At 62.5% G+C, this 19,519-nt stretch carries 24 protein-coding genes; 15 read left to right on the forward strand and 9 right to left on the reverse strand.

Going from position 1 to position 19,519, the window contains the following annotated elements; translation table 11 throughout:
- Positions 1–7: 7 nt before the first annotated feature.
- Together cobF and IF103_RS14720 are read right to left on the reverse strand one after the other, a co-directional pair.
- Entirely contained in the window at positions 8–757 is a 750-nt protein-coding gene (gene cobF, locus IF103_RS14715) for a precorrin-6A synthase (deacetylating) (RefSeq protein WP_027907094.1), read from the reverse strand.
- Between the two features lie 271 nt (positions 758–1,028).
- Positions 1,029–2,318, reverse strand: coding sequence for an OprD family porin (locus IF103_RS14720; RefSeq protein WP_023381149.1), 1,290 nt, complete (start codon positions 2,316–2,318; stop codon positions 1,029–1,031).
- A 357-nt stretch (positions 2,319–2,675) separates the two neighbouring features.
- Here IF103_RS14720 and IF103_RS14725 point away from each other — a divergent pair, with 357 nt between their 5' ends.
- The 3 genes from IF103_RS14725 to IF103_RS14735 all read left to right on the forward strand — a co-directional run bounded on the left by IF103_RS14725 (position 2,676) and on the right by IF103_RS14735 (position 4,128).
- A complete protein-coding gene (locus IF103_RS14725; protein ID WP_023381150.1) occupies positions 2,676–3,035 on the forward strand; it encodes a histone-like nucleoid-structuring protein, MvaT/MvaU family in 360 nt (119 codons plus the stop codon).
- Between the two features lie 225 nt (positions 3,036–3,260).
- Positions 3,261–3,788 (forward strand): lactoylglutathione lyase, encoded by a 528-nt coding sequence (gene gloA / locus IF103_RS14730; RefSeq protein ID WP_202675443.1) that lies wholly within the window; start codon positions 3,261–3,263, stop codon positions 3,786–3,788.
- A 97-nt stretch (positions 3,789–3,885) separates the two neighbouring features.
- Positions 3,886–4,128, forward strand: a complete 243-nt coding sequence (locus tag IF103_RS14735) for a hypothetical protein (RefSeq protein WP_104881577.1) — start codon at positions 3,886–3,888, stop codon at positions 4,126–4,128.
- Between the two features lie 54 nt (positions 4,129–4,182).
- On the opposite strand, the gene IF103_RS14740 is transcribed toward IF103_RS14735, so the two are convergent.
- Positions 4,183–5,004, reverse strand: a complete 822-nt coding sequence (locus IF103_RS14740; protein WP_023381153.1) for a shikimate 5-dehydrogenase — start codon at positions 5,002–5,004, stop codon at positions 4,183–4,185.
- A gap of 252 nt (positions 5,005–5,256) precedes the next feature.
- Between IF103_RS14740 and IF103_RS14745 the strand changes: the two genes are divergently transcribed.
- From IF103_RS14745 to pbpG, 3 genes are all read left to right on the forward strand, one after another.
- A complete protein-coding gene (locus tag IF103_RS14745; protein ID WP_023381154.1) occupies positions 5,257–5,439 on the forward strand; it encodes a hypothetical protein in 183 nt (60 codons plus the stop codon).
- Between the two features lie 218 nt (positions 5,440–5,657).
- Positions 5,658–6,566 (forward strand): glutaminase B, encoded by a 909-nt coding sequence (glsB, locus tag IF103_RS14750; protein ID WP_023381155.1) that lies wholly within the window; start codon positions 5,658–5,660, stop codon positions 6,564–6,566.
- Positions 6,567–6,889: 323 nt separating this feature from the next.
- Complete coding sequence (pbpG, locus tag IF103_RS14755) at positions 6,890–7,816, forward strand: D-alanyl-D-alanine endopeptidase (protein ID WP_023381156.1); 927 nt, start codon at positions 6,890–6,892, stop codon at positions 7,814–7,816.
- A gap of 55 nt (positions 7,817–7,871) precedes the next feature.
- Here the strand turns inward: pbpG and IF103_RS14760 are convergent, their stop codons facing one another.
- On the reverse strand, positions 7,872–8,306 hold the full coding sequence (locus tag IF103_RS14760) for a hypothetical protein (RefSeq protein ID WP_023381157.1): 435 nt from the start codon (positions 8,304–8,306) through the stop codon (positions 7,872–7,874).
- Between the two features lie 199 nt (positions 8,307–8,505).
- Here IF103_RS14760 and IF103_RS14765 point away from each other — a divergent pair, with 199 nt between their 5' ends.
- The 9 genes from IF103_RS14765 (at position 8,506) to IF103_RS14805 (ending at position 16,076) form a co-directional block, all read left to right on the forward strand.
- Positions 8,506–9,834 carry a lysine N(6)-hydroxylase/L-ornithine N(5)-oxygenase family protein gene (locus IF103_RS14765; RefSeq protein WP_104881515.1) on the forward strand — a complete coding sequence of 443 codons (1,329 nt, stop codon included), beginning with the start codon at positions 8,506–8,508 and terminating at the stop codon, positions 9,832–9,834.
- A 173-nt stretch (positions 9,835–10,007) separates the two neighbouring features.
- Positions 10,008–11,207: a PepSY-associated TM helix domain-containing protein gene (locus IF103_RS14770; protein WP_023381159.1), complete on the forward strand. Its 1,200-nt coding sequence runs from the start codon at positions 10,008–10,010 to the stop codon at positions 11,205–11,207.
- Positions 11,204–11,743, forward strand: coding sequence for a PA2404 family protein (locus IF103_RS14775; RefSeq protein ID WP_023381160.1), 540 nt, complete (start codon positions 11,204–11,206; stop codon positions 11,741–11,743). Before IF103_RS14770 ends, IF103_RS14775 begins: the two co-directional genes overlap by 4 nt.
- Positions 11,740–12,060, forward strand: a complete 321-nt coding sequence (locus IF103_RS14780) for a hypothetical protein (RefSeq protein WP_023381161.1) — start codon at positions 11,740–11,742, stop codon at positions 12,058–12,060. The genes IF103_RS14775 and IF103_RS14780 overlap by 4 nt, the downstream gene beginning before the upstream one ends.
- 11 nt (positions 12,061–12,071) lie before the next feature.
- Positions 12,072–12,641, forward strand: coding sequence for a DUF6162 family protein (locus IF103_RS14785; RefSeq protein ID WP_202675444.1), 570 nt, complete (start codon positions 12,072–12,074; stop codon positions 12,639–12,641).
- Positions 12,642–12,659: 18 nt separating this feature from the next.
- Positions 12,660–13,562 carry a metal ABC transporter substrate-binding protein gene (locus IF103_RS14790; RefSeq protein WP_027908139.1) on the forward strand — a complete coding sequence of 301 codons (903 nt, stop codon included), beginning with the start codon at positions 12,660–12,662 and terminating at the stop codon, positions 13,560–13,562.
- On the forward strand, positions 13,559–14,305 hold the full coding sequence (locus tag IF103_RS14795) for a metal ABC transporter ATP-binding protein (protein WP_023381164.1): 747 nt from the start codon (positions 13,559–13,561) through the stop codon (positions 14,303–14,305). Before IF103_RS14790 ends, IF103_RS14795 begins: the two co-directional genes overlap by 4 nt.
- Complete coding sequence (locus IF103_RS14800) at positions 14,305–15,204, forward strand: metal ABC transporter permease (RefSeq protein WP_023381165.1); 900 nt, start codon at positions 14,305–14,307, stop codon at positions 15,202–15,204. Before IF103_RS14795 ends, IF103_RS14800 begins: the two co-directional genes overlap by 1 nt.
- 2 nt (positions 15,205–15,206) lie before the next feature.
- Complete coding sequence (locus IF103_RS14805) at positions 15,207–16,076, forward strand: metal ABC transporter substrate-binding protein (RefSeq protein WP_027908140.1); 870 nt, start codon at positions 15,207–15,209, stop codon at positions 16,074–16,076.
- An 81-nt stretch (positions 16,077–16,157) separates the two neighbouring features.
- On the opposite strand, the gene IF103_RS14810 is transcribed toward IF103_RS14805, so the two are convergent.
- The 5 genes from IF103_RS14810 to IF103_RS14830 form a co-directional block, all read right to left on the reverse strand.
- A complete protein-coding gene (locus IF103_RS14810) occupies positions 16,158–17,225 on the reverse strand; it encodes a DUF1615 domain-containing protein (protein ID WP_041925514.1) in 1,068 nt (355 codons plus the stop codon).
- 11 nt (positions 17,226–17,236) lie between these two features.
- Positions 17,237–17,788, reverse strand: coding sequence for a hydrolase (locus tag IF103_RS14815; protein WP_023381168.1), 552 nt, complete (start codon positions 17,786–17,788; stop codon positions 17,237–17,239).
- A gap of 57 nt (positions 17,789–17,845) precedes the next feature.
- A complete protein-coding gene (locus IF103_RS14820; RefSeq protein WP_502709907.1) occupies positions 17,846–18,556 on the reverse strand; it encodes a thioesterase II family protein in 711 nt (236 codons plus the stop codon).
- Positions 18,557–18,561: 5 nt separating this feature from the next.
- Positions 18,562–18,783, reverse strand: a complete 222-nt coding sequence (locus IF103_RS14825) for an MbtH family protein (RefSeq protein ID WP_003256222.1) — start codon at positions 18,781–18,783, stop codon at positions 18,562–18,564.
- Between the two features lie 172 nt (positions 18,784–18,955).
- The gene (locus IF103_RS14830; protein ID WP_027908143.1) at positions 18,956–19,357 is read right to left on the reverse strand and encodes a hypothetical protein; all 402 of its coding nucleotides are present in this window, start codon (positions 19,355–19,357) and stop codon (positions 18,956–18,958) included.
- Between the last annotated feature and the right edge of the window lie 162 nt (positions 19,358–19,519).

A 19,519-nucleotide genomic window follows, 5' to 3' on the forward strand; every position in this document is an offset into this window, starting at 1 on the left:
CACCTGTTCAACATTCCCGACGCAGCAGATAGGTGTCCATGATCCACCCCTTGCGCATGCGCGCTTGTTCTCGCACTCGCACAATCTGCCCTTTGACCTGCTGCAGCGGGCCCGCGATCAGCAGCTGATCCTCGGTGCCCAAGTAGGCCCCCCAATAAATCGTCAGTTCGGGGTCATCGAGCGTGGCGAACGCGCACTGTCCATCGAGCATGACCACCACGTTGTCGATCCTTGCCTGTTCGGCCAGGCGTCTGCCTGGCAGCACTGTCAACGGCTCGCCGATACGATTGAGCGGAATCTGGTGGCTGGCCGCCAAAGCCTGAACACTGCTGATGCCGGGGATGACTTCCAGCGACAATGCCACACCGAGCTGGCGAACCCGGTCAAGGATGCGCAAGGTGCTGTCGTACAGGGTCGGGTCCCCCCACAGCAGGAACGCGCCGATATCACCTGGGCGCAATTGGTCGCGCAGTGTACGGGCATACAACTGCGCACGCTGTTCATGCCAGTCCTGTACAGCCGCGGCATAGTCGGTGGCTTGGTCATCGCGCTGCGGGTCATCCATCGACACCAGACGATAACTACCGGCCGCAGCGTGCTGCTCAAGGACACGCCTGCGCAACTGCACCAATTCATCTTTGTCCGCGCCCTTTTCAAGCACGAAGAAAACACTGGCGCGTTTGAGCGCATCGATGGCCTGCAGCGTCACCTGGCGCGGATCACCCGCCCCAATGCCAATCAGCAGGAGTGTATGCATCGTCTTTTCCGCCGAGTTTTCCTCATGGTAGTGGAAAAACAAGGCCTGGAGGCAGTGCAAACTTTTCGGGCTATCTACTATGTCGACCTATTGGTCAGCCCACAAACGCCTTAGGCTCTGTACGAAAAGCCTTGATACTCGGTGATGCTGCGTTGAAAACAGCCCCGGAATGCTCATGTCCGGAAACTCAGCTTCCTCGGCTGTTTTCGCCTTGCCTGACCTTCGTCTTAAGACTTTTCACACAGCGCTAGAGCATCAGGCCCGTCGTACATCACCAGAGCGAGAAGTTGTAGCTCACAATCACCCGTGTCTCATCCATATCGCGCGCCCACTTCTCGTAGTTGCTGCGATAGGTGGAGTTTCGCAGGCGCACGCTGACATCCTTGAAAGTGCCGCGCTGTACCTGGTATTTGAGCTCGGTGTCGCGCTCCCATTCCTTACCCTCGGCATTGCTGCCTGGGACCTTGATGCTGTCACCGTTGATATAGCGGGTGAAGAACGTCAGCCCGGGCACGCCCAGGGCTTTGAAGTCATAGTCATAACGCACTTGCCAGGACCGCTCCTGGGCGGCGGCGAAGTCATTGACCTGGGCGTAGTTGACCAGGTAGGGGTTGCTGCCGTCGAGGTACGGCATGGCGCTTTCGCCATACATCCGCTGCCAGCCGGCGCTGACCTTGTGTCCACCCAGGCTGTAGCCGAGCATGCCGCTGAAGGCGCGGTGGTCGATTTCGCCGGCGCGGGCATTGCCGATATCGTCGCTCTTGATCACCCGCAGGTCGGCCGACAGGCTGCCCACCGACAGGGGCTGGTTGGCCACTACGCCGAGGAAGTGCTGGCGATAGATGTTTTCCAGCTTGGACACCTGGTAGGTAGCGGTGACCCGGTCATTGAAACGGTAGTCCAGACCGGCCAGATCGAAGTGGTCGGCCTCGATATCGCAGGCATAACGCTTGTTCTTGCAATGCACGCGGATATCCTGCCGGTCGGTAGAGTCCCGTGCGGTGTAAGTGTTTAGGCGGGCCAGGGTGAACTTCAGGTCGCGCACTTCTTCGGAAGTCAGCATGAAGCCGTGGAACAGGGTCGGAAGCAGACGGCCATCGTTGTACTTGAGCAACGGCATATCGGGCATCATGGAGCCGTACTTGAGCACGGTATTGGATACCTTGACCTTGGCCGCGAGCCCCATCTTTGCATACTGATCGGCAGAGTGGCGTGGGTCGTGGCCAGAGGACGGCATCAATCCGCTGTTGCTGTCCGCCGGACTGGAATCGAGCTTGAAGCCGACCATGCCCAGCGCATCCACGCCAACACCAACCGGCCCTTGGGTGTAACCGGACTGCACATTCAGGATGAAGCCTTGCGCCCACTCTTCACGCTTGGAAGCGCCCTGGCTGGAACTGCTGTGACCATCGCGAAAATCCCGGTTGAAGTAGACATTGCGTGCTTCGACCTTGGCACTGCTGTCTTCAAGAAAACCGGCGGCCTGGGCATCGACGCCGGCACACAGAAGAAACAGGCCGGCAACACGGCGCCCGGGGGCGAGAGGAAAAGGGGCAAACATGCGGGGGAACATCCAGAAATAAGGCGAAAACAATCCGCGAGCAACAAGCGACGCGGCAATGCGCAATGGCCAAACATTGGGCGGCCATCATCTGAAATGGTCACGTAACCGCTCTGGTACGCACCATTGGACCATGGTCTAAAAGGCCCCGCAGAGCACGCCAAAAGCGTTAAAGATCGCGGTTCAAAAAACGTGTAAAGTTCCCACCTTACTTATAAAAAGTTTGCGGTTTACCCACTAGCAACGGGTGCTACACTCGTTATCAGCGAACAGCTGATACCCACCCACGTGGCCGGCGTTTATCTTTCTCCCATGTTCGTCACGCCCCGCCACGAATGACGTACAGGAGTGAAAACAGTGTCCAGACTTGCAGAGTTTCGTGCTGCCGAAAAAGCGCTCCAGGAACAGATGGCTCAACTGGAGGCGCTGAAAAAGGATGCCGGCCTAAAACGCGAAATCGAATTCGAGCAGAAACTAGTCGGCCTGATGAAAAGCTATGACAAAAGTCTGCGCGATATCATCGCCATCCTTGACCCCAAAGCCGTTACCCGGGTTTCGAGCGCAGCGCCGAAACAGCAGCGCCGCCCCCGCGTGGTGAAAGTCTACGAAAACCCGCATACCGGCGAGCTGATCGAAACCAAAGGCGGCAATCACCGAGGCTTGAAGGCTTGGAAGGAGCAATACGGCGCCAGCACGGTGGAAAGTTGGGTGCGCTGATGAAACGTCCACGCACCCTTCACGCTTTTTTCACATCGACTCCCCCAGTATCGAGACAGCTAAAGGACTAGCGACCCCATCACGCGCCCGCACATGCGGGCCTCTAATTCCAGCGCCCTGCCTCGTGCAGGGCGCTTTCATTTGCGCAATCGGTTCACTGCCGTATCATGACACCCTGTCTGTTTTTCGCTGGTGCCTAGCCGCCAGCCCGTCTCAGGAGTACCTATGAGCCTGCACGAACTGCACTCGCTGCCTGGCGTTACCGCCCGGCCAGACGCCGCTACCGCCAACTTCGTCTTCAACCACACCATGCTGCGGGTCAAGGACATCGAGAAGTCCCTAGACTTCTACACCCGCGTCCTGGGCTTTAGCCTGGTGGACAAGCGTGACTTCCCGGAAGCCGAATTCAGCCTGTACTTCCTGGCCCTGGTCGACCCGGCGCACATCCCAGCCGACGATGCCGAACGCCACCAGTGGATGAAGTCGATTCCAGGCGTTCTGGAGCTGACCCACAACTACGGCACCGAGAGCGACCCGGCGTTCGCCTACCACAACGGCAACACCGACCCACGCGGCTTTGGCCACATCTGCATCTCGGTGCCGGACGTGCGCGCAGCCTGCGAACGCTTCGAAGCGCTGGACGTTCCGTTCCAGAAGCGCCTGAGCGACGGGCGCATGAAGCACCTGGCCTTCGTCAAGGACCCCGATGGCTATTGGGTCGAAGTCATCCAGCCGACCGAACTCAAGGACTGATCTTTCGTCGGTTCGCGCTCGTCGGGCCGGGAACTCCCGGCACCTTGCTGTGGTATATGAAGGTAACGGCTTCACATGCCACAGCGAGGTAAGGACGATGCAAACCCTTCACTGTGAATACCGCGACCACACCATCACCGCCAGCGTGATGCCCCACCCGGACTCTCCCCTGCCCTATGCGGCCGGATGCCTGATCACAGATCCCGAAGGCCATACCAGCCGACGCATTTCGATGCCGATGAAGTTCTTTGCCGACCTGGACAACGCCCAGCATGTGTCACTGGCCCATGGCAAGGCATTGGTGGACCAGCGGCTGGATGAAGGCCACAAAGCATTTTGATCGAATGCCGGCTCCTGCAGGCGCGCGGGACGCCTGCGGGAGCTTGCCGGCGACTTAAAGGTCCCGCGCGTAAGCCACTGCTGCCTCGACCTGAGCCTTCGACGGTCTTACGCCCGTGTACAACACGAATTGCTCCAGCGCCTGCAGGGCGATGACCTCCAACCCAGTGATCACCGGCTTGCCCAATGCTTCAGCGCGGCGGATCAGCGGTGTGCGCGCTGGCATCGCCACCACGTCGAACACTCGCTCGGCCGCGGCGATGGCCTCTTCGGAAAATGCCAGTTGCTCAGCCTCGGGACCACCTGCCATGCCGATCGGCGTCACATTCACCAACATCGGAGGGCAGCGATCGCCCAGTTCGGCCAGCCAACGATAACCGCAGGCATCGGCCAACTGCCGACCGGCCTGCTCGTTACGGGCAACGAGGGTGCCCTGACGGAAACCGGCATCACGCAGCGCATGGGCCACCGCCTTGGCCATGCCGCCACTGCCCCGCAGCGCAAACGCCGTGCCGGGGTCGACCTGGTGCTGTTCCAGCAATTGCCGAACGGCGAGGTAATCTGTGTTGTAGGCCTTCAGGTAGCCCTTGGTATTGACCAGCGTATTGACCGACTCGATGACGGCGGCGGAAGGGTCGACTTCATCCACCAATGCCATGCAGGCCTCCTTGTATGGCATGGACACCCCACATCCACGGATGCCCAGCGCACGAATACCCGCCACCGCCGCCGGCAGGTCATCGGTGGTCATGGCCTTGTAGTAAAAGTCCAGGCCCAGTTGCTGGTAGAGGTGGTTGTGAAACCGCACGCCAAAGGTACCCGGTCGCCCGGCCAGGGAAATGCACAACTGGGTGTCTTTGCTGGGAGATGTCGCCATTACCGGCTCCTTCCTCGTCACTGAATCGATTATGCAGCCTAACAGAGACCTGTGGTGGTCGTCCCTTACACAACCTTTACCGTTTCCCTGCGCTCAGCTGACAGTCGCCTGGGTCATAGTGGAGGTACACGCCCCCTGAGCCGTCAGGTCGCCGGTGATCGTTGATAAAGCTAATGACCACTATCGAGGAAGTTGATTTCAAACCTCTCTGGCTGCTGCGTAAGGTAGGGCCATGTTTTACAGGAGGTCCACATGGCCACTATCCAGATCATGTCCGTCGTCGGCAGCGCCGTCCCAAGCGCATTGCGTGAGCAAGGCCTGCTGGCCTGCTGGTACCTGGTACGCAATGGCGAAGCCGTCAGCGGCCCACTGATGACTCGCGCCTCGGCCCAGGCCCTGGCCCAGCGACTGCAAGCAGACACGCTGCTCGCCTGACCCTATTTGTTGTGCGTTGCTCCCTACGCCCTTCTGGCCCGCCTATGGCGGGCTTTTTTTGCCTTCATGGCCCGGCGGATGGGGTCACCTGCTTTCTGACACCTACAATGCCGATCGCTCGGGCCATTTCATCATGAATGTGTGATCTGTGCCGATGAGCCTACGTCTGAAACGCTACCCCTCGCTTGTCGTCTGGGGAAGTGATTACAGGGCTTTCCATGCAAACGCTGTTGAACGAGATTCTCGACGAAGTGCGTCCCTTGATCGGCAAGGGCAAAGTGGCTGACTACATTCCCGCGCTGGCCGATGTGCCTGCGCAGCAGTTGGGCATCGCCGTCTATGGCAACGATGGCAGCTACTACTGCGCAGGTGACGCCCTGGTGCCGTTTTCGGTGCAGAGTATTTCCAAGGTGTTCAGTCTGGTCCAGGCGATTGGCCATTCAGGTGAAGCCATCTGGGAGCGTCTTGGCCATGAGCCCTCAGGTCAACCGTTCAACTCGCTGGTACAGCTGGAGTTCGAACGCGGGCGCCCACGCAACCCCTTCATCAATGCGGGCGCGTTGGTGATCTGCGATATCAATCAGTCGCGCTTCGCCGCGCCCACCTTGTCGATGCGCGACTTCGTACGGCGGCTATCGGGCAACCCCCGTATCGCCATCGATGCCCGCGTCGCGGATTCGGAGTACCAGTTCCGCGCGCGCAACGCCGCCATGGCGTACCTGATGCAGTCATTTGGCAACTTCCATAACGAAGTCGAGACGGTGCTGCGCAGTTACTTCAGTTACTGCGCACTGCAGATGAGCTGCCTCGACCTGGCCCGTGCCTTCTGCTTCCTGGCCAACGATGGGTTCTGCAAGCACAGTGGCGAGCAAATCCTGACCCGACGCCAGACCCAGCAGGTGAACTCGATCATGGCCACCAGCGGGCTGTACGACGAAGCGGGGAATTTCGCCTACCGCGTGGGCTTGCCAGGCAAGAGTGGCGTAGGTGGCGGAATAGTGGCGATCGTGCCGGGTCAATTCACCGTTTGCGTGTGGTCGCCGGAGTTGAATACGGCGGGCAACTCGTATGCCGGGATGGCGGCGCTCGAGTTGCTCAGTTCACGGATCGGATGGTCGGTGTTCTGACCCGCGGGTGGTGTCGCCTGGCCGTCAGGCTGGCCTGCGCCCCAAAGCTGCCTTGGCGTCAGCAGCGAGCGCTGCGGGAGCGCCGCCGACCTCGCAGGCCCCTTCGGGTCGAATAAGGCCGGTCGTGGATGTTCCATCGCAAACCGCACCGCCTACGCGCTTGGGGAAATCAAAAATGGCGTACCGGATTAAATTTCCTTCACGTTGCGCCCTTTAGATATAAGGCATTCGACAGCCGTTCAGCCATACTCCAAAATGCAGCGGTTTTTTGGGGGAAAACCCTTGCACAGCCAACGACATACCAACATTTAGTGAGCCTCAACGTGAAAACATCCCTGTCCATCCTCAGCCTGATGCTGTTGCTCACAGGAACCGCGACCCTCCCGTCGACCGCTGCTGCACAACCCCCGGCCCAGGTTCAACGCGACCCTTCCAAGCTGCACCTGGCCTCTGGCAGCGCCCTGCTGATCGACCTGAACACCAACCAGGAACTGTATTCAAGCCACGCCGACCGCGTGGTACCCATTGCCTCGGTGACCAAACTGATGACGGCGATGGTGGTGCTGGATGCCAAGCTGCCCATGGATGAAATGCTCACCATGACCATCGCCAACAACCCGGAAATGAAAGGCGTCTATTCGCGTGTGCGCCTGGGCAGCCAGCTCAACCGCCGCGAAACCTTGCTGATTACCCTGATGTCGTCGGAGAACCGTGCCGCGACCACGTTGGCCAACTACTACCCAGGAGGCTACCCGGCCTTCATCAAGGCCATGAACGCCAAGGCCCGTAGCCTGGGCATGGCGCACACCCGCTACGTCGAGCCAACGGGCCTGTCGACCCAGAACGTCTCGACCGCCCGTGACCTGGCCAAGCTGCTGATGGCTTCACGCAAGTACCCGATGCTGAGCGAGCTGTCGACCACCCGGGAAAAGACCGTGGCGTTCCGCAAGCCCAACTACACGTTGGGCTTTCGCAACACCGACCATCTGGTGAACAAAAGCAACTGGGACATCAAGCTGACCAAGACGGGCTTCACCAACGAGGCCGGCCATTGCCTGGTGCTGTTGACCCGGATGGACAATCGCCCAGTGGCCATGGTGATTCTCGACGCCTTCGGCAAGTACACTCACTTCGCCGATGCCAGCCGCATGCGCCAATGGCTGGAAACGGGCGCGGCCAAGCCGGCACCGGCGGTGGCCATGCAGTACAAGTCCGAGCGCCAGAACAAAGGGCGCGTGGCGGCAGACTGAGTATCGATTGGGCTGACAGCAGCAAGTCAGCCCTTTTCACTGCCAGCAACGCCCCTCAAGCCTGGGTGCTGACGATACCGCCCGCGCTGCTGCCACCGGTTTCCTGAAGCGCTTCGAGCAACTGTGCGGTGGCCCGCAGGATCTCACCATTGATCGTGGTGATGCTGGCCTGCTTGGCACTGGCCTGCGCAAGCTTGGCGCTCTCGTCCATATCCTTGGCCATGATCGCGGCCAGTTGCTTCTGCTGCTCGGCCAATTGCTTCTGCAAGTCCTTGATCATTTGACGCAGTTGCTTGATGGCAGCCGACTCGCCGCTGCCCTCGCCGCCCTGGGCCCCTTGCGCACCCTGCGCCTGGCCATTGCCGGTGATTTTCGACGTGTCGACCTGAGTGGTCGAGCGGTCCTCGGTTGCGGCTGTTTCGCTGCTTTGATTGGCAGCCTGGGCCTGAGCCGAAACGTTGTTGACGGTGACGGCGCTGATTCCGACCATGAGATTTCCCTGCCTTTGAAGTGGGTCCTTGGGTTGGCCTACCTATCGGCCCAGCGGCTCAGAACTTTAGGCCGGCGCGCAAACACCCTACGCCGCCTTAAGTAAATTCCTCCACACGTGGCTCGTTCCAACCCATGTACTCGCGCAGGAGCCGGAGCCCCGGCGGGCGTCCACATTCGACCATTATGGAATCGCAGCCATGAGCCAGTCTTCAAACCCGGAAACAATCAAAGACCTGATAGGCGTGGGCTTCGGCCCGTCCAACCTGGCCCTGGCCATCGCCCTGGAGGAGCTCGCCCAGACCCAGGGTCACGCCCTGGATGCCCTGTTCATCGACAAGCAGAAAGACTATCGCTGGCACGGTGAGACCCTGGCTACCCAGAGCGAGTTGCAGATCTCTTTCCTCAAGGACCTGGTGTCCCTGCGCAACCCCACCAGCCCTTACAGCTTCGTCAACTACCTGCACCAGAAGCAGCGATTGGCCGACTTCATCAACCTCGGCACCTTCTACCCCTGCCGACTGGAGTACAACGACTACTTGCGCTGGGCTGCCGAGCATTTCGCCACTCAGGCGGCCTATGGCGAGGAAGTGCTGCGCATCGAGCCTGAAGTGAATGCCGGTCGAGTCGAACACCTGCGTCTGGTGTCTCGCGATGCACAGGGCCGCGAATACAGTCGCCGCACGCGCGCGGTGGTGGTCGGCAGTGGCGGCACGCCAAAAATCCCGGAGAAATTCGGCGCGTTCAAGGAGGATCCCCGGGTCTTCCACCACTCCCAGTACCTGAGCAGTCTGAACCAGCTGCCTTGCACCGAAGGCAAGCCGATGCGCATTGCGGTGATCGGCTCGGGCCAGAGCGCCGCCGAAGCCTTCATCGACCTCAACGACAGCTATCCGTCGGTCAAGGTCGACATGGTGCTGCGCGGTTCGGCACTCAAACCGGCCGATGACAGCCCGTTCGTCAACGAGATCTTCTCGCCGGACTACACCGACCTGGTCTACAACGAACCGGCCGACCAGCGCAGCAAACTCTTGGGCGAATACCACAACACCAACTATTCGGTGGTCGACCTCGATCTGATCGAGCGCATCTACGGCATTCTCTATCGCCAGAAGGTGTCCCACCAGTTCCGCCACAATGTGCTGTGCCGCCGCAATGTGGAAGCCGTGGTGGCCACCCGCGAGGGCATCGAACTGACCCTGCGTGACCTGGCCACCGGCCAGCAGCAGACCCACCGCTACGATGCGGTGATCCTCGCCACTGGCTACGAGCGCCGCTCGCACCGCGACCTGCTGGCACCCTTGGCTGGCTACCTGAACGACTTCAGCGTCGACCGCAACTACCGCGTACTGGCCAGCCCAGACCTGCAAGCCTCCGTCTACCTGCAAGGCTTCTGCGAAAACAGCCACGGCCTGAGCGACACGTTGCTGTCGGTGCTGCCGGCCCGCGCGGCGGAAATCGGCCAGTCGCTGTACCAGGACCTGGCCCGCCAGTACGGCAGGACACACGCGGCTGCCGCCAGCGCCTGAACCTCGCCATAGGCCTTCGCAGCCGGCATGTCGCCTCCGCGCGCATGCCGGCTCGTGTTTTCTGAAACATTTGCTTGCATTTAAATCTTCAGGATTTCGATTCTCATTCGTCCTTATTAATGCAGCCCTTTGGTTGGGCCTGTGCTCGACCCTCCTTTTCAGAAGACCGACCGATGGCCAAATCTCCCAAAAAATCCAAGTCCAGGCTGTGGTTCCTGGTACATAGCTGGCTCGCCCTGCCGATCTGGTTCTTCGTGCTGATCGTCTGCTTTACCGGCATGCTCGCCGTGGTCAGCCAGGAAATCGTCTGGCTGGCCAACCCGGACGTGCGCGCCAGCAAGCCCGATGACGTGACTGAACGCTTGAGCTACCAGCAAGTACTCGACGCCTTGCACAAAGCCGAGCCGGACATGGTGGTGCGCACGTTGCGCCAGCCGGACGGTGCGCACTTCGCACTCAATGCCTCGGTGGTCTTCCCGGACGGCACTAGCCCGACGCTTTACGTGAACCCCTATACCGGCGTGATCCAGGGCAAGAGCCCTGACTTCAATTTCGAGGCGTTCACCCGCGCCTTGCATGGCTGGTGGCTGGTGCCCTTCACCAATGGTTACAGCTGGGGCTGGTACCTGGTGTCGCTGCTGGGCCTGCCGATGCTGGCCTCGTTGGTGACTGGCCTTGTGGTCTACAAGAAGTTCTGGAAAGGCTTCTTCAAACCCATCCGCACCGGTCACGGCTCACGTATTTTCTGGGGTGATCTGCACCGCCTGGCCGGCGTGTGGTCGATCTGGTTCATCGCAGTCATCTCCATCACCGGCACCTGGTTCCTGATCCAGGCCATACTTGCCGACAACCACGTCACCGTATCCACCGAACCGGTGGTGCCGGTCATTTCGCGCGAGGATGTGCCACCCACTCGCGATGGCAGCCCGGCACCGCGCATCGACCTGGACGAAGCGGCGCGCATCGCCGGCCAGGCGATCCCGGGGCTGGATATCGATTTCATTTCACTGCCTGCCACCCACTACAGCCATATCAACCTGGGCGGGCGTGGCTGGTATCCATTGATGTACCAGACCGCGGCCATCAACCCGTACACCCGAAACGTCGACAGCCAGTTCCTGCTGGCCGACCGTTCGGCCCTGGAGTTCGTCACCGAATCCATGCGCCCCTTGCACACCGGCGACTTCGGCGGCCTGCCGATCAAGCTGATCTGGTTCTTCTTCGGCCTGGTTCTCACCCTGATGGTATTCAGCGGCCTGCTGATCTGGACCAAACGCACCGCCCAGGCCACCGCAGCCGCCCTCAAACGCAGCGAGCGCACGCCCCGCCTACACGCTGGCCACAACGACACCACTGCCGAGGTCCATCCATGAGCCAGGTCCATAGGGTGCCCGTCAGCCCGCTGAAGCAGTGGTGGCTGAAGTGGCGCTTTCACCTGAACATCCTTTTGATCCTCATACCGCTGGGCTTCATGCCCAAGTACTTCGCCGACGCCAAGCTGTTGCGTGGCGATGCCGGCCTCGGCGTCAACCCGATCAGCGCCATCCAGGTCGGCCCCTACACCGTCGACCTGGCCGAGTTGCGCAACGAGGCGCCGCGCGCCGACGGCCCCGCAGGCCACTTCAAGGCGTTCAATGCGGCCTTGTGCAAGGCGTGCATTGGGGACGTCAAGGCCATCTACCTGCGCATTGGCAAACCACGCAACCTGCGCGCCGCCGGCAGCATCTTCTTCGGCGCACCCTACCGCATGAGTACCAATCTGCCAGTCCCTGCCCGCACCCGCCCCGACGCACGGATCTGGATCACCCTCGAAGGCTGGGACGGCAGCATGCACCAAGGCTCCGTCGCGCTGGCCGACGCATCCCCCGCCACCGTGGCCTGGCTGAAGAAACAAGGAGGCAAACCATGAAACATACGATCCGCAGGCTCGTCCTGCCACTGATGGCCCTTGCCGCCGGGCCAGCCTTGGCGCACAACCCGATGTGCGAATGCGAAGAGGTCGCCGGCGGCCAGATCAAATGCACTGGAGGGTTCTCCGACGGCAGCGGCGCGCCTGGCGTGACGCTGGACGTGATCGGCTACGACGAACAGGTGCTGGTCGGCGGCAAGCTCGCGCAGGACTCGACCTTGACCTTCCAACGCCCCGATGGCGAGTTCTACGTGTTGTTCGACGCCGGTCCCGGCCACGTGGTGGAAATCGACCACGCCGACATCGCCCAGCCATGAGCAAGCCCTGCATGAGTCACGCCCAGGTAGTACGCCCAGCCGGTGCCGGGTACGAAACGCTCTACGTTCTGCTCGCCAGCCTGCTGATCGTGCTGCTGGCCTCCACGGTGGTGCTGATGCGCGGTGAGCGCGAGGACGAACAGGCCATCGCCCGCCATCAGATAGATGCCCGGCGTGACCTCACTGCCGCCGAACAGGGCATCTACACCGACCTGCGGGTGGCCTTCGACGAGATCCAACTGCTGCGCGAAGAAAACGCCGTTGCCCCGAGCGTCGACGACCTGGTCGAAGAGGGCCTACCGCCCTTCGTCGTCGATGCCGGCAGCCAAAGCCGTGGCCGCCATCACTGGCAATGGCTGCAAAGCGGCGCCTACCTGGGGCGCAGCCAAGCCCCGGAAATCGCCGGCAGCTTCCTGTTGATCCTGCCTGGCGACGCCGCCGGGCCGTCCGATGTCTGGCTACGCCGCGACAGCACTACCCTGCTCCCGGACGACCTGGGCCAGGCGGCCTTGATCGCTGCCGGCTGGCAGCAGGTGGTTAGCCACTACGACGCCGGGGTCACCCGCGAACACCGTCACTGAACCCAAGGAATCTCCCCCATGCTCCGCTCCGTCCTTGCGCTGCTCCTGGCCTGCGCCCTGCCAGCCCTGGCCCTGGCCGACAACGCCAAGCCGCTGCGCATTGGCATCACCCTGCACCCCTACTACAGCTACGTCAGCAACATCGTGGGCGACAAAGCCGAGGTGGTACCGCTGATTCCGGCGGGCTTCAACCCGCACGCCTACGAGCCACGAGCCGAGGACATCAAGCGCATCGGCACGCTGGACGTGGTGGTGCTCAACGGCGTGGGCCACGACGACTTCGCCGACCGCATGATCGCCGCCAGTGAAAAACCGGGCATCGCCACCATCGAAGCCAACCAGAACGTTCCGCTGCTGGCTGCCACCGGCATCGCTGCTCGCGGCGCGGGCAAGGTGGTCAATCCGCACACCTTCCTGTCCATCAGCACCACCATCGCCCAGGTCAACAACATTGCCCGCGAACTGGGCAAGCTCGACCCAGACAATGCCAAGTTCTATACCCAGAACGCCCGCGCCTACGCCAAGCGTTTGCGCGCCCTGCGTGCCGAGGCTCTGGCGCAGGTCACCGAGGCGCCCTCGGCGACCTTGCGCGTCGCCACCATCCACGCGGCCTACGACTACCTGGTGCGCGACTTCGGCCTGGAAGTGACCGCCGTGGTCGAGCCGGCCCACGGCATCGAGCCGAGCCCCGCACAACTGAAGAAGACCATCGACCAGCTCAAGGCCCTGGACGTGAAGGTGATTTTCTCGGAGATGGATTTCCCTTCTGCCTACGTCGAAACCATCCAGCGTGAATCGGGCGTTCGACTGTACCCGCTGACGCACATCTCCTACGGCGAGTACACCAAGGACAAATACGAGGTGGAAATGAAGCGCAACCTCGACACAGTGGTGCGGGCCATCCAGGAGAACCGCGCATGACCGCCGCCGCCACGCGCATGCCCGCCCGCGGGCCGCGCATCGAGTTCGTCGGCATCGACCTGACCCTGGGCCGTACGCGCATCCTCGAACAGGTCGCCTTCAGCGTCGCCGCTGGCAGCGTGCATGCCATCGTCGGCCCCAATGGCGGCGGCAAGAGCTCGCTGATCAAGACCTTGCTGGGGCAGATGCCGCACCAGGGCCAGTTGACCCTTCACTGGCCGACACAAGCCAACGTGATCGGCTACGTGCCCCAGGCGCTGGAGTTCGACCGAGGCCTGCCAATGACCGTGGACGACTTCATGGCCGCCATGTGCCAAAGGCGCCCCGCGTTCCTGGGCCTTTCGCGGCGTATCCAGCCGGCCATCGACGCAGCGCTGGCACAAGTCGGCATGCTCGACAAACGCAAGCGTCGCATGGGCGCATTGTCCGGTGGCGAGCGCCAGCGGGTGCTGCTGGCCCAGGGCCTGATCCCCGAACCCCAGTTGCTGGTCCTGGACGAGCCGATGTCGGCCCTCGACGAAGCGGGCATCCAGGTGTTCGAAGCGCTGCTACAGGGCTGGCGCCAATCCGGTACCACCGTGCTGTGGATCGAGCACGATCTGCAGGCCGTGCTGCGCCTGGCCGACCGGGTCACCGGCCTGAGCCGCCAGGTGCTGTTCGACGCCGCGCCCGCCCAGGCCCTGACCCCCGAGCGTCTTCTCAACCTGTTCTCCGTTCACCCGCGCAGCGAGAGCCTCGCCTGATGAGTTATGAAGCCTTCCGTCAACTGGTCCAGGACTGGGCCAGCGCCGGCTACCTGCCCGAGGCCCTGGCCTATGGGTTCGTGATCAATGCGTTACTGGCCGGTCTGATGATAGGCCCGGTGCTCGGCGGCCTGGGCACGCTGGTCGTGGTCAAGCGCTTCGCGTTCTTCTCCGAGGCTGTGGGCCACGCCGCGCTCACGGGCGTAGCCATTGGCATCCTGCTCGGCGAACCCTATACCGGCCCCTATGGCAGTCTGTTCGGCTACTGCCTGCTGTTCGGCATCCTGCTGAACTACCTGCGCAACCGCACCGGACTGTCGCCGGACACACTGATCGGGGTGTTCCTCTCGGTGTCCCTGGCCCTAGGCGCGAGCCTGCTGCTGATGCTGGCCGGCAAGATCAACGTGCACATCCTCGAGAACGTGCTGTTCGGCTCGGTGCTGACGGTCAGCGCCCACGACCTGCTGGTGCTGGGCATCGTCGCGGTGCTAGTGCTGAGCCTGGCCCTACCGCTTTACAACCGCATCATGCTGGCCAGCTTCAATCCGCAACTGGCCGCGGTGCGCGGGGTGGCGGTGAAGACCCTGGACTACCTGTTCGTGGTCCTGGTGACCTTGGTCACCGTGGCCTCGGTGAAAGTGATCGGGGCGATTCTGGTCGGTGCCCTGCTGGTGATTCCGGCCGCCGCCGCACGCCTGGTCAGCCAGTCGCTGAAAGGCTTTTTCTTCCTCTCGGTGCTGATCGCCACACTGAGCACCCTGCTCGGCATCCTGTTGCCGATCGTACTCGACCTGCCGGTGCCGTCGGGTGCCGCGATCATTCTGGTCGCCGGCCTGTGCTTCGCCCTCGCCGCGCTGGCCCGCGCCCTCGTCCCACGCCTGCAAGGAAACCCGGCATGAATCTGAATATCAAGCAGCTGACCCTGGCCATCGCCCTGGTGGGCCTGCCTTCGCTGAGCTTTGCCACCCAGGTGCTCACCACCTTGCCCGTGACCCACAGCCTAGCCGCTGCTCTGCTTGACGGCACCTCGGTGCAGCTCAAGCGCGCGGCTCCAGCCAACCTGCCGGCAAGCCGCCAGCCGTCGTACTTCAGTGGTCGTGGCGGTGCCGGCCTGCAGAAGGCCGCGCAACAGGCCGATGCGGTGATTGGCGTGCGCTCGATCTGGCGGGACGACCCGCTCTACCCAATGGCGCGGCGCAGCAATATCCGCATCGTCGAGATCGATGCCGCACGGCCAGTGGATGGCGCATTGCCGGGCATTGCCGTAACCGGCGATGAGGCCTATGCCGCTTATCCCTGGCTCAGCCCGACGAATCTTGGGCGCATGGCCGATGTGGTGGCCAATGACCTTGAGCGGCTCTCACCGGCTGACAAGGCGAAGATCCAAGGCAACCTCACCGCTCTCAAGCGCCAGTTGCTGGAGCTGACCGCCAGCAGCCAGACACGCCTGGCCGAAGTCGACAACTTGACCGTGGTCAGCTTGTCGGATCGCCTGGGTTATCTGGCCAGCGGGCTGAACCTGGACGTGGCGCAGCAGGCGCTGCCGCCCGAGGACAAGTGGGATGAGGCCACGCTCAAGGCGCTGGGTGAGAACCTCAAGACCCAGGATGTGGCTTTGGTGCTGCACCACCGCCAGCCGGAGGCTGCGGTAGCCGAGGTGATCAAGGCATCCGGGGCCAGGTTGCTGGTGGTCGACAGCGACCCGGAGGATGCCCTGGCGGGGTTGAAGGCCAGTGTCGAGCAAGTGGTGGATGCCTTGGGTCAGGGTTGAGGTTCGCTTCACCGGCCTGTTCGCCGGTACACCCGCCCCCGGGGTCGGCGCCACGGCCAGACTTTGGGGAGCGGGTTTGCCCTACCGCTTCATGCAGCGCTGGTAACGCTCATCCACACGACCTGCGAACCACGCCGTGGTCAACTTGCGGGTAATCTTCGGGCTCTTGAGCTCGATTCCCGGCAATACTGCACGCGGCACCGGCTTGCCGGCCGCCGCATCGGCCAGGGCGAACACGCCGCGGTACAACCGGGTGTCCTCGAAGGCCAGGCTGTCACCCTGCTCCAGTTGGCTGCGAATCTGCGGGTTGCGCAAGCCAAGCTTCGCCCCCAGTTTGCGCGCCGCCTGCTCGGTGGTTCCGGGCATGATCGCCCCTGGCGCCACCAGGTCGCCATCCAGCGCCAACTTCACCCCGGTTGCCCGGCTCAACGCTGCCTGGAAAGCGGCATTGCGGCTGGCGTACCAACCCGCATTGAAATCGGCGAAGCGGTACAACGGCCGCTCGTAGTTCGCTGGGTAGCCCAGCAGGTGGGTGATGCCGAAGTACAAACCGCCACGGCGGGTGAATACCTCCTGCCGGATCGTGCCTTCATAGCGGTAGGGGTAACCCTTGGCGTGCTGCTCGGCAAAGTCGATGCTCACTTGCATCGGCCCACCGGTATGCACCGGGTTCAGCCCGCCCAGCAGAGTCTTGCCCAAGGGCAGGCCGGCAATGAAATCATCGTACAGCGTGCTCAACTGTTTCTCGCTGCGTACCGCCAGCAGCCTCTGCTGATAGGTCTTGCCACTGCCGGAACTGGTATTCAGGGCACCGTCGACCAGCAGCTTGGGGATATGCAGACGCGCCGCGCGCCGGTCGATTTCTGCTCGGGCGATGCGCCCGAGGTTCGGCACCTGTGGGTCGGCATTGAAGGTCGACTCCTGCTCGGTGACGGCCAATACCGCGCACAGGTTGCTTTTGCTTGGGGCAATGCCCTGGGCTTCGAAGGCCACTTGGATATCCTGGGCCCACCCTTGCCGGTCCTTGGCTTGCGCCGGCAGCAGTCGCATCAACTGTGCTCGCACTTTGGTGGGGTCGGTTTCCACTGCTTCTTCGCGGCGCCCGGCGCAACCTTGCAGCAGGGCCAGCGCCACCAGCCCTGCCGCCATCAGCCGCGCGTTCAGGGCTGCTCACCGACCAGGTAGGTCTTGCTGATATGGCGAAACAAGGGATGGCTGGCGCTGCCCATCAGTTCGAACAGCACCATCTCACGGGTCACCACCTGCGCCCCGGCATCACGCATGCGCGCCAGGCCCGCGGCCTTGCTGGCCGGGGTACGGCTGTCGCAGGCATCCTCGACCACGAACACGTGCTTGCCCAGCGACAACAGGCCCAGCACGGTCTGTAGCACGCAGACATGGGTTTCCATACCACAGACGATCACTTGCTCGCGGCGCAGCAGGCTTTCCGGCAGGCACTCGGCAGCCACACAGGAAAAATGCGTTTTCTCCACCACCTGGGCTGCCGGTGCGGCAGTGGTGAGCGCTGCCAGGGTGTGCCCCAGGCCTTTGGGGTACTGCTCGGACATCACGATTGGCAATTGCAGCTCGGCGCTGGCCGCCACCAGCCAGCGCGCACGCGCTCGGGTGCCCTCGGGGTCGCTCATGGCGCCTATGAGCTTTTCCTGGATATCGACGACCAGCAGCGTGGCCTGGCGAGGGTTGATCAGCATTGTCGGCCTCTTGCCTGGGGAAAACCCTAGCCTCCCCCAGGCAAGCGATGACGTCAATCAGGCAGAACGCCGGTACGGCTCCAGCGACACGGCCACCACACCGAGCACGCGGTGCTCGTGCTCATGGATGAAGAAGTGGCCGCCGGGGAACATTTGCAGCGAAAATTCCCCCGAGGTTTCACGGCGCCAGGCCATGAGTTGCTCTTGCGTGGCCCGGTCGGCCTCACCGCCGAGGACGTGCAGCGGACATTGCAGCAGCGACCGCTGACGATAGGCATAACGGCCGCACAGCAGGAAATCATGGCGCAGGATGGGCAAGGTCAGGCTCATTAGCTCGGCGTTGGCCAGCACCTCCTGTGGAGTACCGTCGAGCGCACGCAGCTCGTTGATCAGCTCGGCGTCGGTCTTGGGTTCGGACCAGTGCTTGCCATCGTAGTCTTCGCGACGGGTCGGTGCCGCGGTACCGCAGGCGAACAACGCGCGTGGCGCCGGGCAGCCCAGCGCTTGCAGTTCATGGGCCAGCTCGAACGCCAGCAGCGCGCCCAGGCTGTGCCCCAGCAATGCATAGGGCGCGCTGGCGGCCGTGCGCTGCTCGGCCGCCAGTTGCCGGGCCAGCGCCTGCATGTCGGTCTGCAGTGGTTCACTCAGGCGCGCGCCACGGCCCGGCAGCTCCACCGGGCGCAGCTCAAGCCAAGCCGGCAACGTGCGCCGCCAGCGGCTGTAGACCATGGCACTGGCGCCGGAGTAAGGCAGGCACAGCAGCTTCATCCCGCTCACTGCGCCGCGGCTTCAGCCATCTTCTGACGTAGGCTCAGAGGGCGCATGTCGGTCCAGACCTCGTCGATGTAGGCCAGGCAGTCCTTCTTCAGGCCGCTCTTGCCCACGGCGCGCCAGCCGTTGGGGATGGCCTTGTAGTCGGGCCAGATGGAGTATTGCTCTTCGTGGTTGACCACTACCTGGAACTGAATATCGTCGCGGTCGAAAACGGAAGTCATTGCCTGTCTCCTTGAGTGATGAATGCCGATACGCACTTGGCGTGGGGCGGCTCTCAGGTAGACGTTGGAGCCGTTGGGAAAATTAGTCTGGGTGAGGCTGGAGCAGGCTGGCGGGAGTCCCCTGTTGGGCGGCACTCGATCTCGACAGCGCCGTGCGGCTCAAGACGAACCCTCAAGCGTCCCGCAACAGATCATGCGCATCCAGCAACCGGAACGCGACCTGCGGGTTACGCTCCAACCCCCGCCGAATCGCAGCCGGAATCGACTGTCGGGTCTTGCGGCACAACCCCACCTGCTCGTCCAGTTCGATGACGATACCGCGCATGGTGCGCACTTCGTTGAACCCAGGGGCGATGTGCACGCGAATGCCGAGGTTTTCGTACATGCGCTGCTGCAGGCGTTGCAGATCCTCCAGGTCCTTGAGGTTTTCCAGGCGCTCGAGCAGGCGTTTTTCTTCCTGGCGAGTGAGCAGCAGGATTCGCTGGGCGGCCTGGGGGTGATCGGCCAGTTGTTCGCGGCCACACACACAGGCGCCGGGGGGGCACGGTTGGCGTAATGGAGGGGTGTTGGTCATGGGGCAAGCATAGCCAGTTTTTGGTGTCGGCTGCACTGGCGATGTCGCCGGCCAGCCGGCGCCTGCCAGGGGCCACCTCGATCACCAGAGTTTCCCCTCAGGATAAAAAATTTCACAAACCTCTGGACCACCACCCACCTCTTCGCCTATAAATCGCCAAAA

This window comes from Pseudomonas sp. SK2 (genome assembly GCF_016772395.1).
In the GTDB taxonomy this organism is placed as follows: domain Bacteria; phylum Pseudomonadota; class Gammaproteobacteria; order Pseudomonadales; family Pseudomonadaceae; genus Aquipseudomonas; species Aquipseudomonas taiwanensis.

Bases quoted from the DNA above. Each gene is read 5' to 3' on its own strand.
- IF103_RS14825 (WP_003256222.1), bottom strand. From the start codon at position 18,783: ATGACTTCCGTTTTCGACCGCGACGATATTCAGTTCCAGGTAGTGGTC.
- IF103_RS14810 (WP_041925514.1), bottom strand. From the start codon at position 17,225: ATGGCGGCAGGGCTGGTGGCGCTGGCCCTGCTGCAAGGTTGCGCCGGG.
- IF103_RS14815 (WP_023381168.1), bottom strand. From the start codon at position 17,788: ATGCTGATCAACCCTCGCCAGGCCACGCTGCTGGTCGTCGATATCCAG.
- IF103_RS14735 (WP_104881577.1), top strand. From the start codon at position 3,886: ATGCAAACCCTTCACTGTGAATACCGCGACCACACCATCACCGCCAGC.
- IF103_RS14790 (WP_027908139.1), top strand. From the start codon at position 12,660: ATGCTCCGCTCCGTCCTTGCGCTGCTCCTGGCCTGCGCCCTGCCAGCC.
- IF103_RS14800 (WP_023381165.1), top strand. From the start codon at position 14,305: ATGAGTTATGAAGCCTTCCGTCAACTGGTCCAGGACTGGGCCAGCGCC.
- IF103_RS14760 (WP_023381157.1), bottom strand. From the start codon at position 8,306: ATGGTCGGAATCAGCGCCGTCACCGTCAACAACGTTTCGGCTCAGGCC.
- glsB (WP_023381155.1), top strand. From the start codon at position 5,658: ATGCAAACGCTGTTGAACGAGATTCTCGACGAAGTGCGTCCCTTGATC.
- IF103_RS14740 (WP_023381153.1), bottom strand. From the start codon at position 5,004: ATGGCGACATCTCCCAGCAAAGACACCCAGTTGTGCATTTCCCTGGCC.
- gloA (WP_202675443.1), top strand. From the start codon at position 3,261: ATGAGCCTGCACGAACTGCACTCGCTGCCTGGCGTTACCGCCCGGCCA.
- IF103_RS14720 (WP_023381149.1), bottom strand. From the start codon at position 2,318: ATGTTTGCCCCTTTTCCTCTCGCCCCCGGGCGCCGTGTTGCCGGCCTG.
- IF103_RS14820 (WP_502709907.1), bottom strand. From the start codon at position 18,556: ATGAAGCTGCTGTGCCTGCCTTACTCCGGCGCCAGTGCCATGGTCTAC.
- IF103_RS14780 (WP_023381161.1), top strand. From the start codon at position 11,740: ATGAAACATACGATCCGCAGGCTCGTCCTGCCACTGATGGCCCTTGCC.
- IF103_RS14745 (WP_023381154.1), top strand. From the start codon at position 5,257: ATGGCCACTATCCAGATCATGTCCGTCGTCGGCAGCGCCGTCCCAAGC.
- IF103_RS14775 (WP_023381160.1), top strand. From the start codon at position 11,204: ATGAGCCAGGTCCATAGGGTGCCCGTCAGCCCGCTGAAGCAGTGGTGG.
- IF103_RS14830 (WP_027908143.1), bottom strand. From the start codon at position 19,357: ATGACCAACACCCCTCCATTACGCCAACCGTGCCCCCCCGGCGCCTGT.
- cobF (WP_027907094.1), bottom strand. From the start codon at position 757: ATGCATACACTCCTGCTGATTGGCATTGGGGCGGGTGATCCGCGCCAG.
- IF103_RS14795 (WP_023381164.1), top strand. From the start codon at position 13,559: ATGACCGCCGCCGCCACGCGCATGCCCGCCCGCGGGCCGCGCATCGAG.
- IF103_RS14770 (WP_023381159.1), top strand. From the start codon at position 10,008: ATGGCCAAATCTCCCAAAAAATCCAAGTCCAGGCTGTGGTTCCTGGTA.
- IF103_RS14765 (WP_104881515.1), top strand. From the start codon at position 8,506: ATGAGCCAGTCTTCAAACCCGGAAACAATCAAAGACCTGATAGGCGTG.
- IF103_RS14785 (WP_202675444.1), top strand. From the start codon at position 12,072: ATGAGTCACGCCCAGGTAGTACGCCCAGCCGGTGCCGGGTACGAAACG.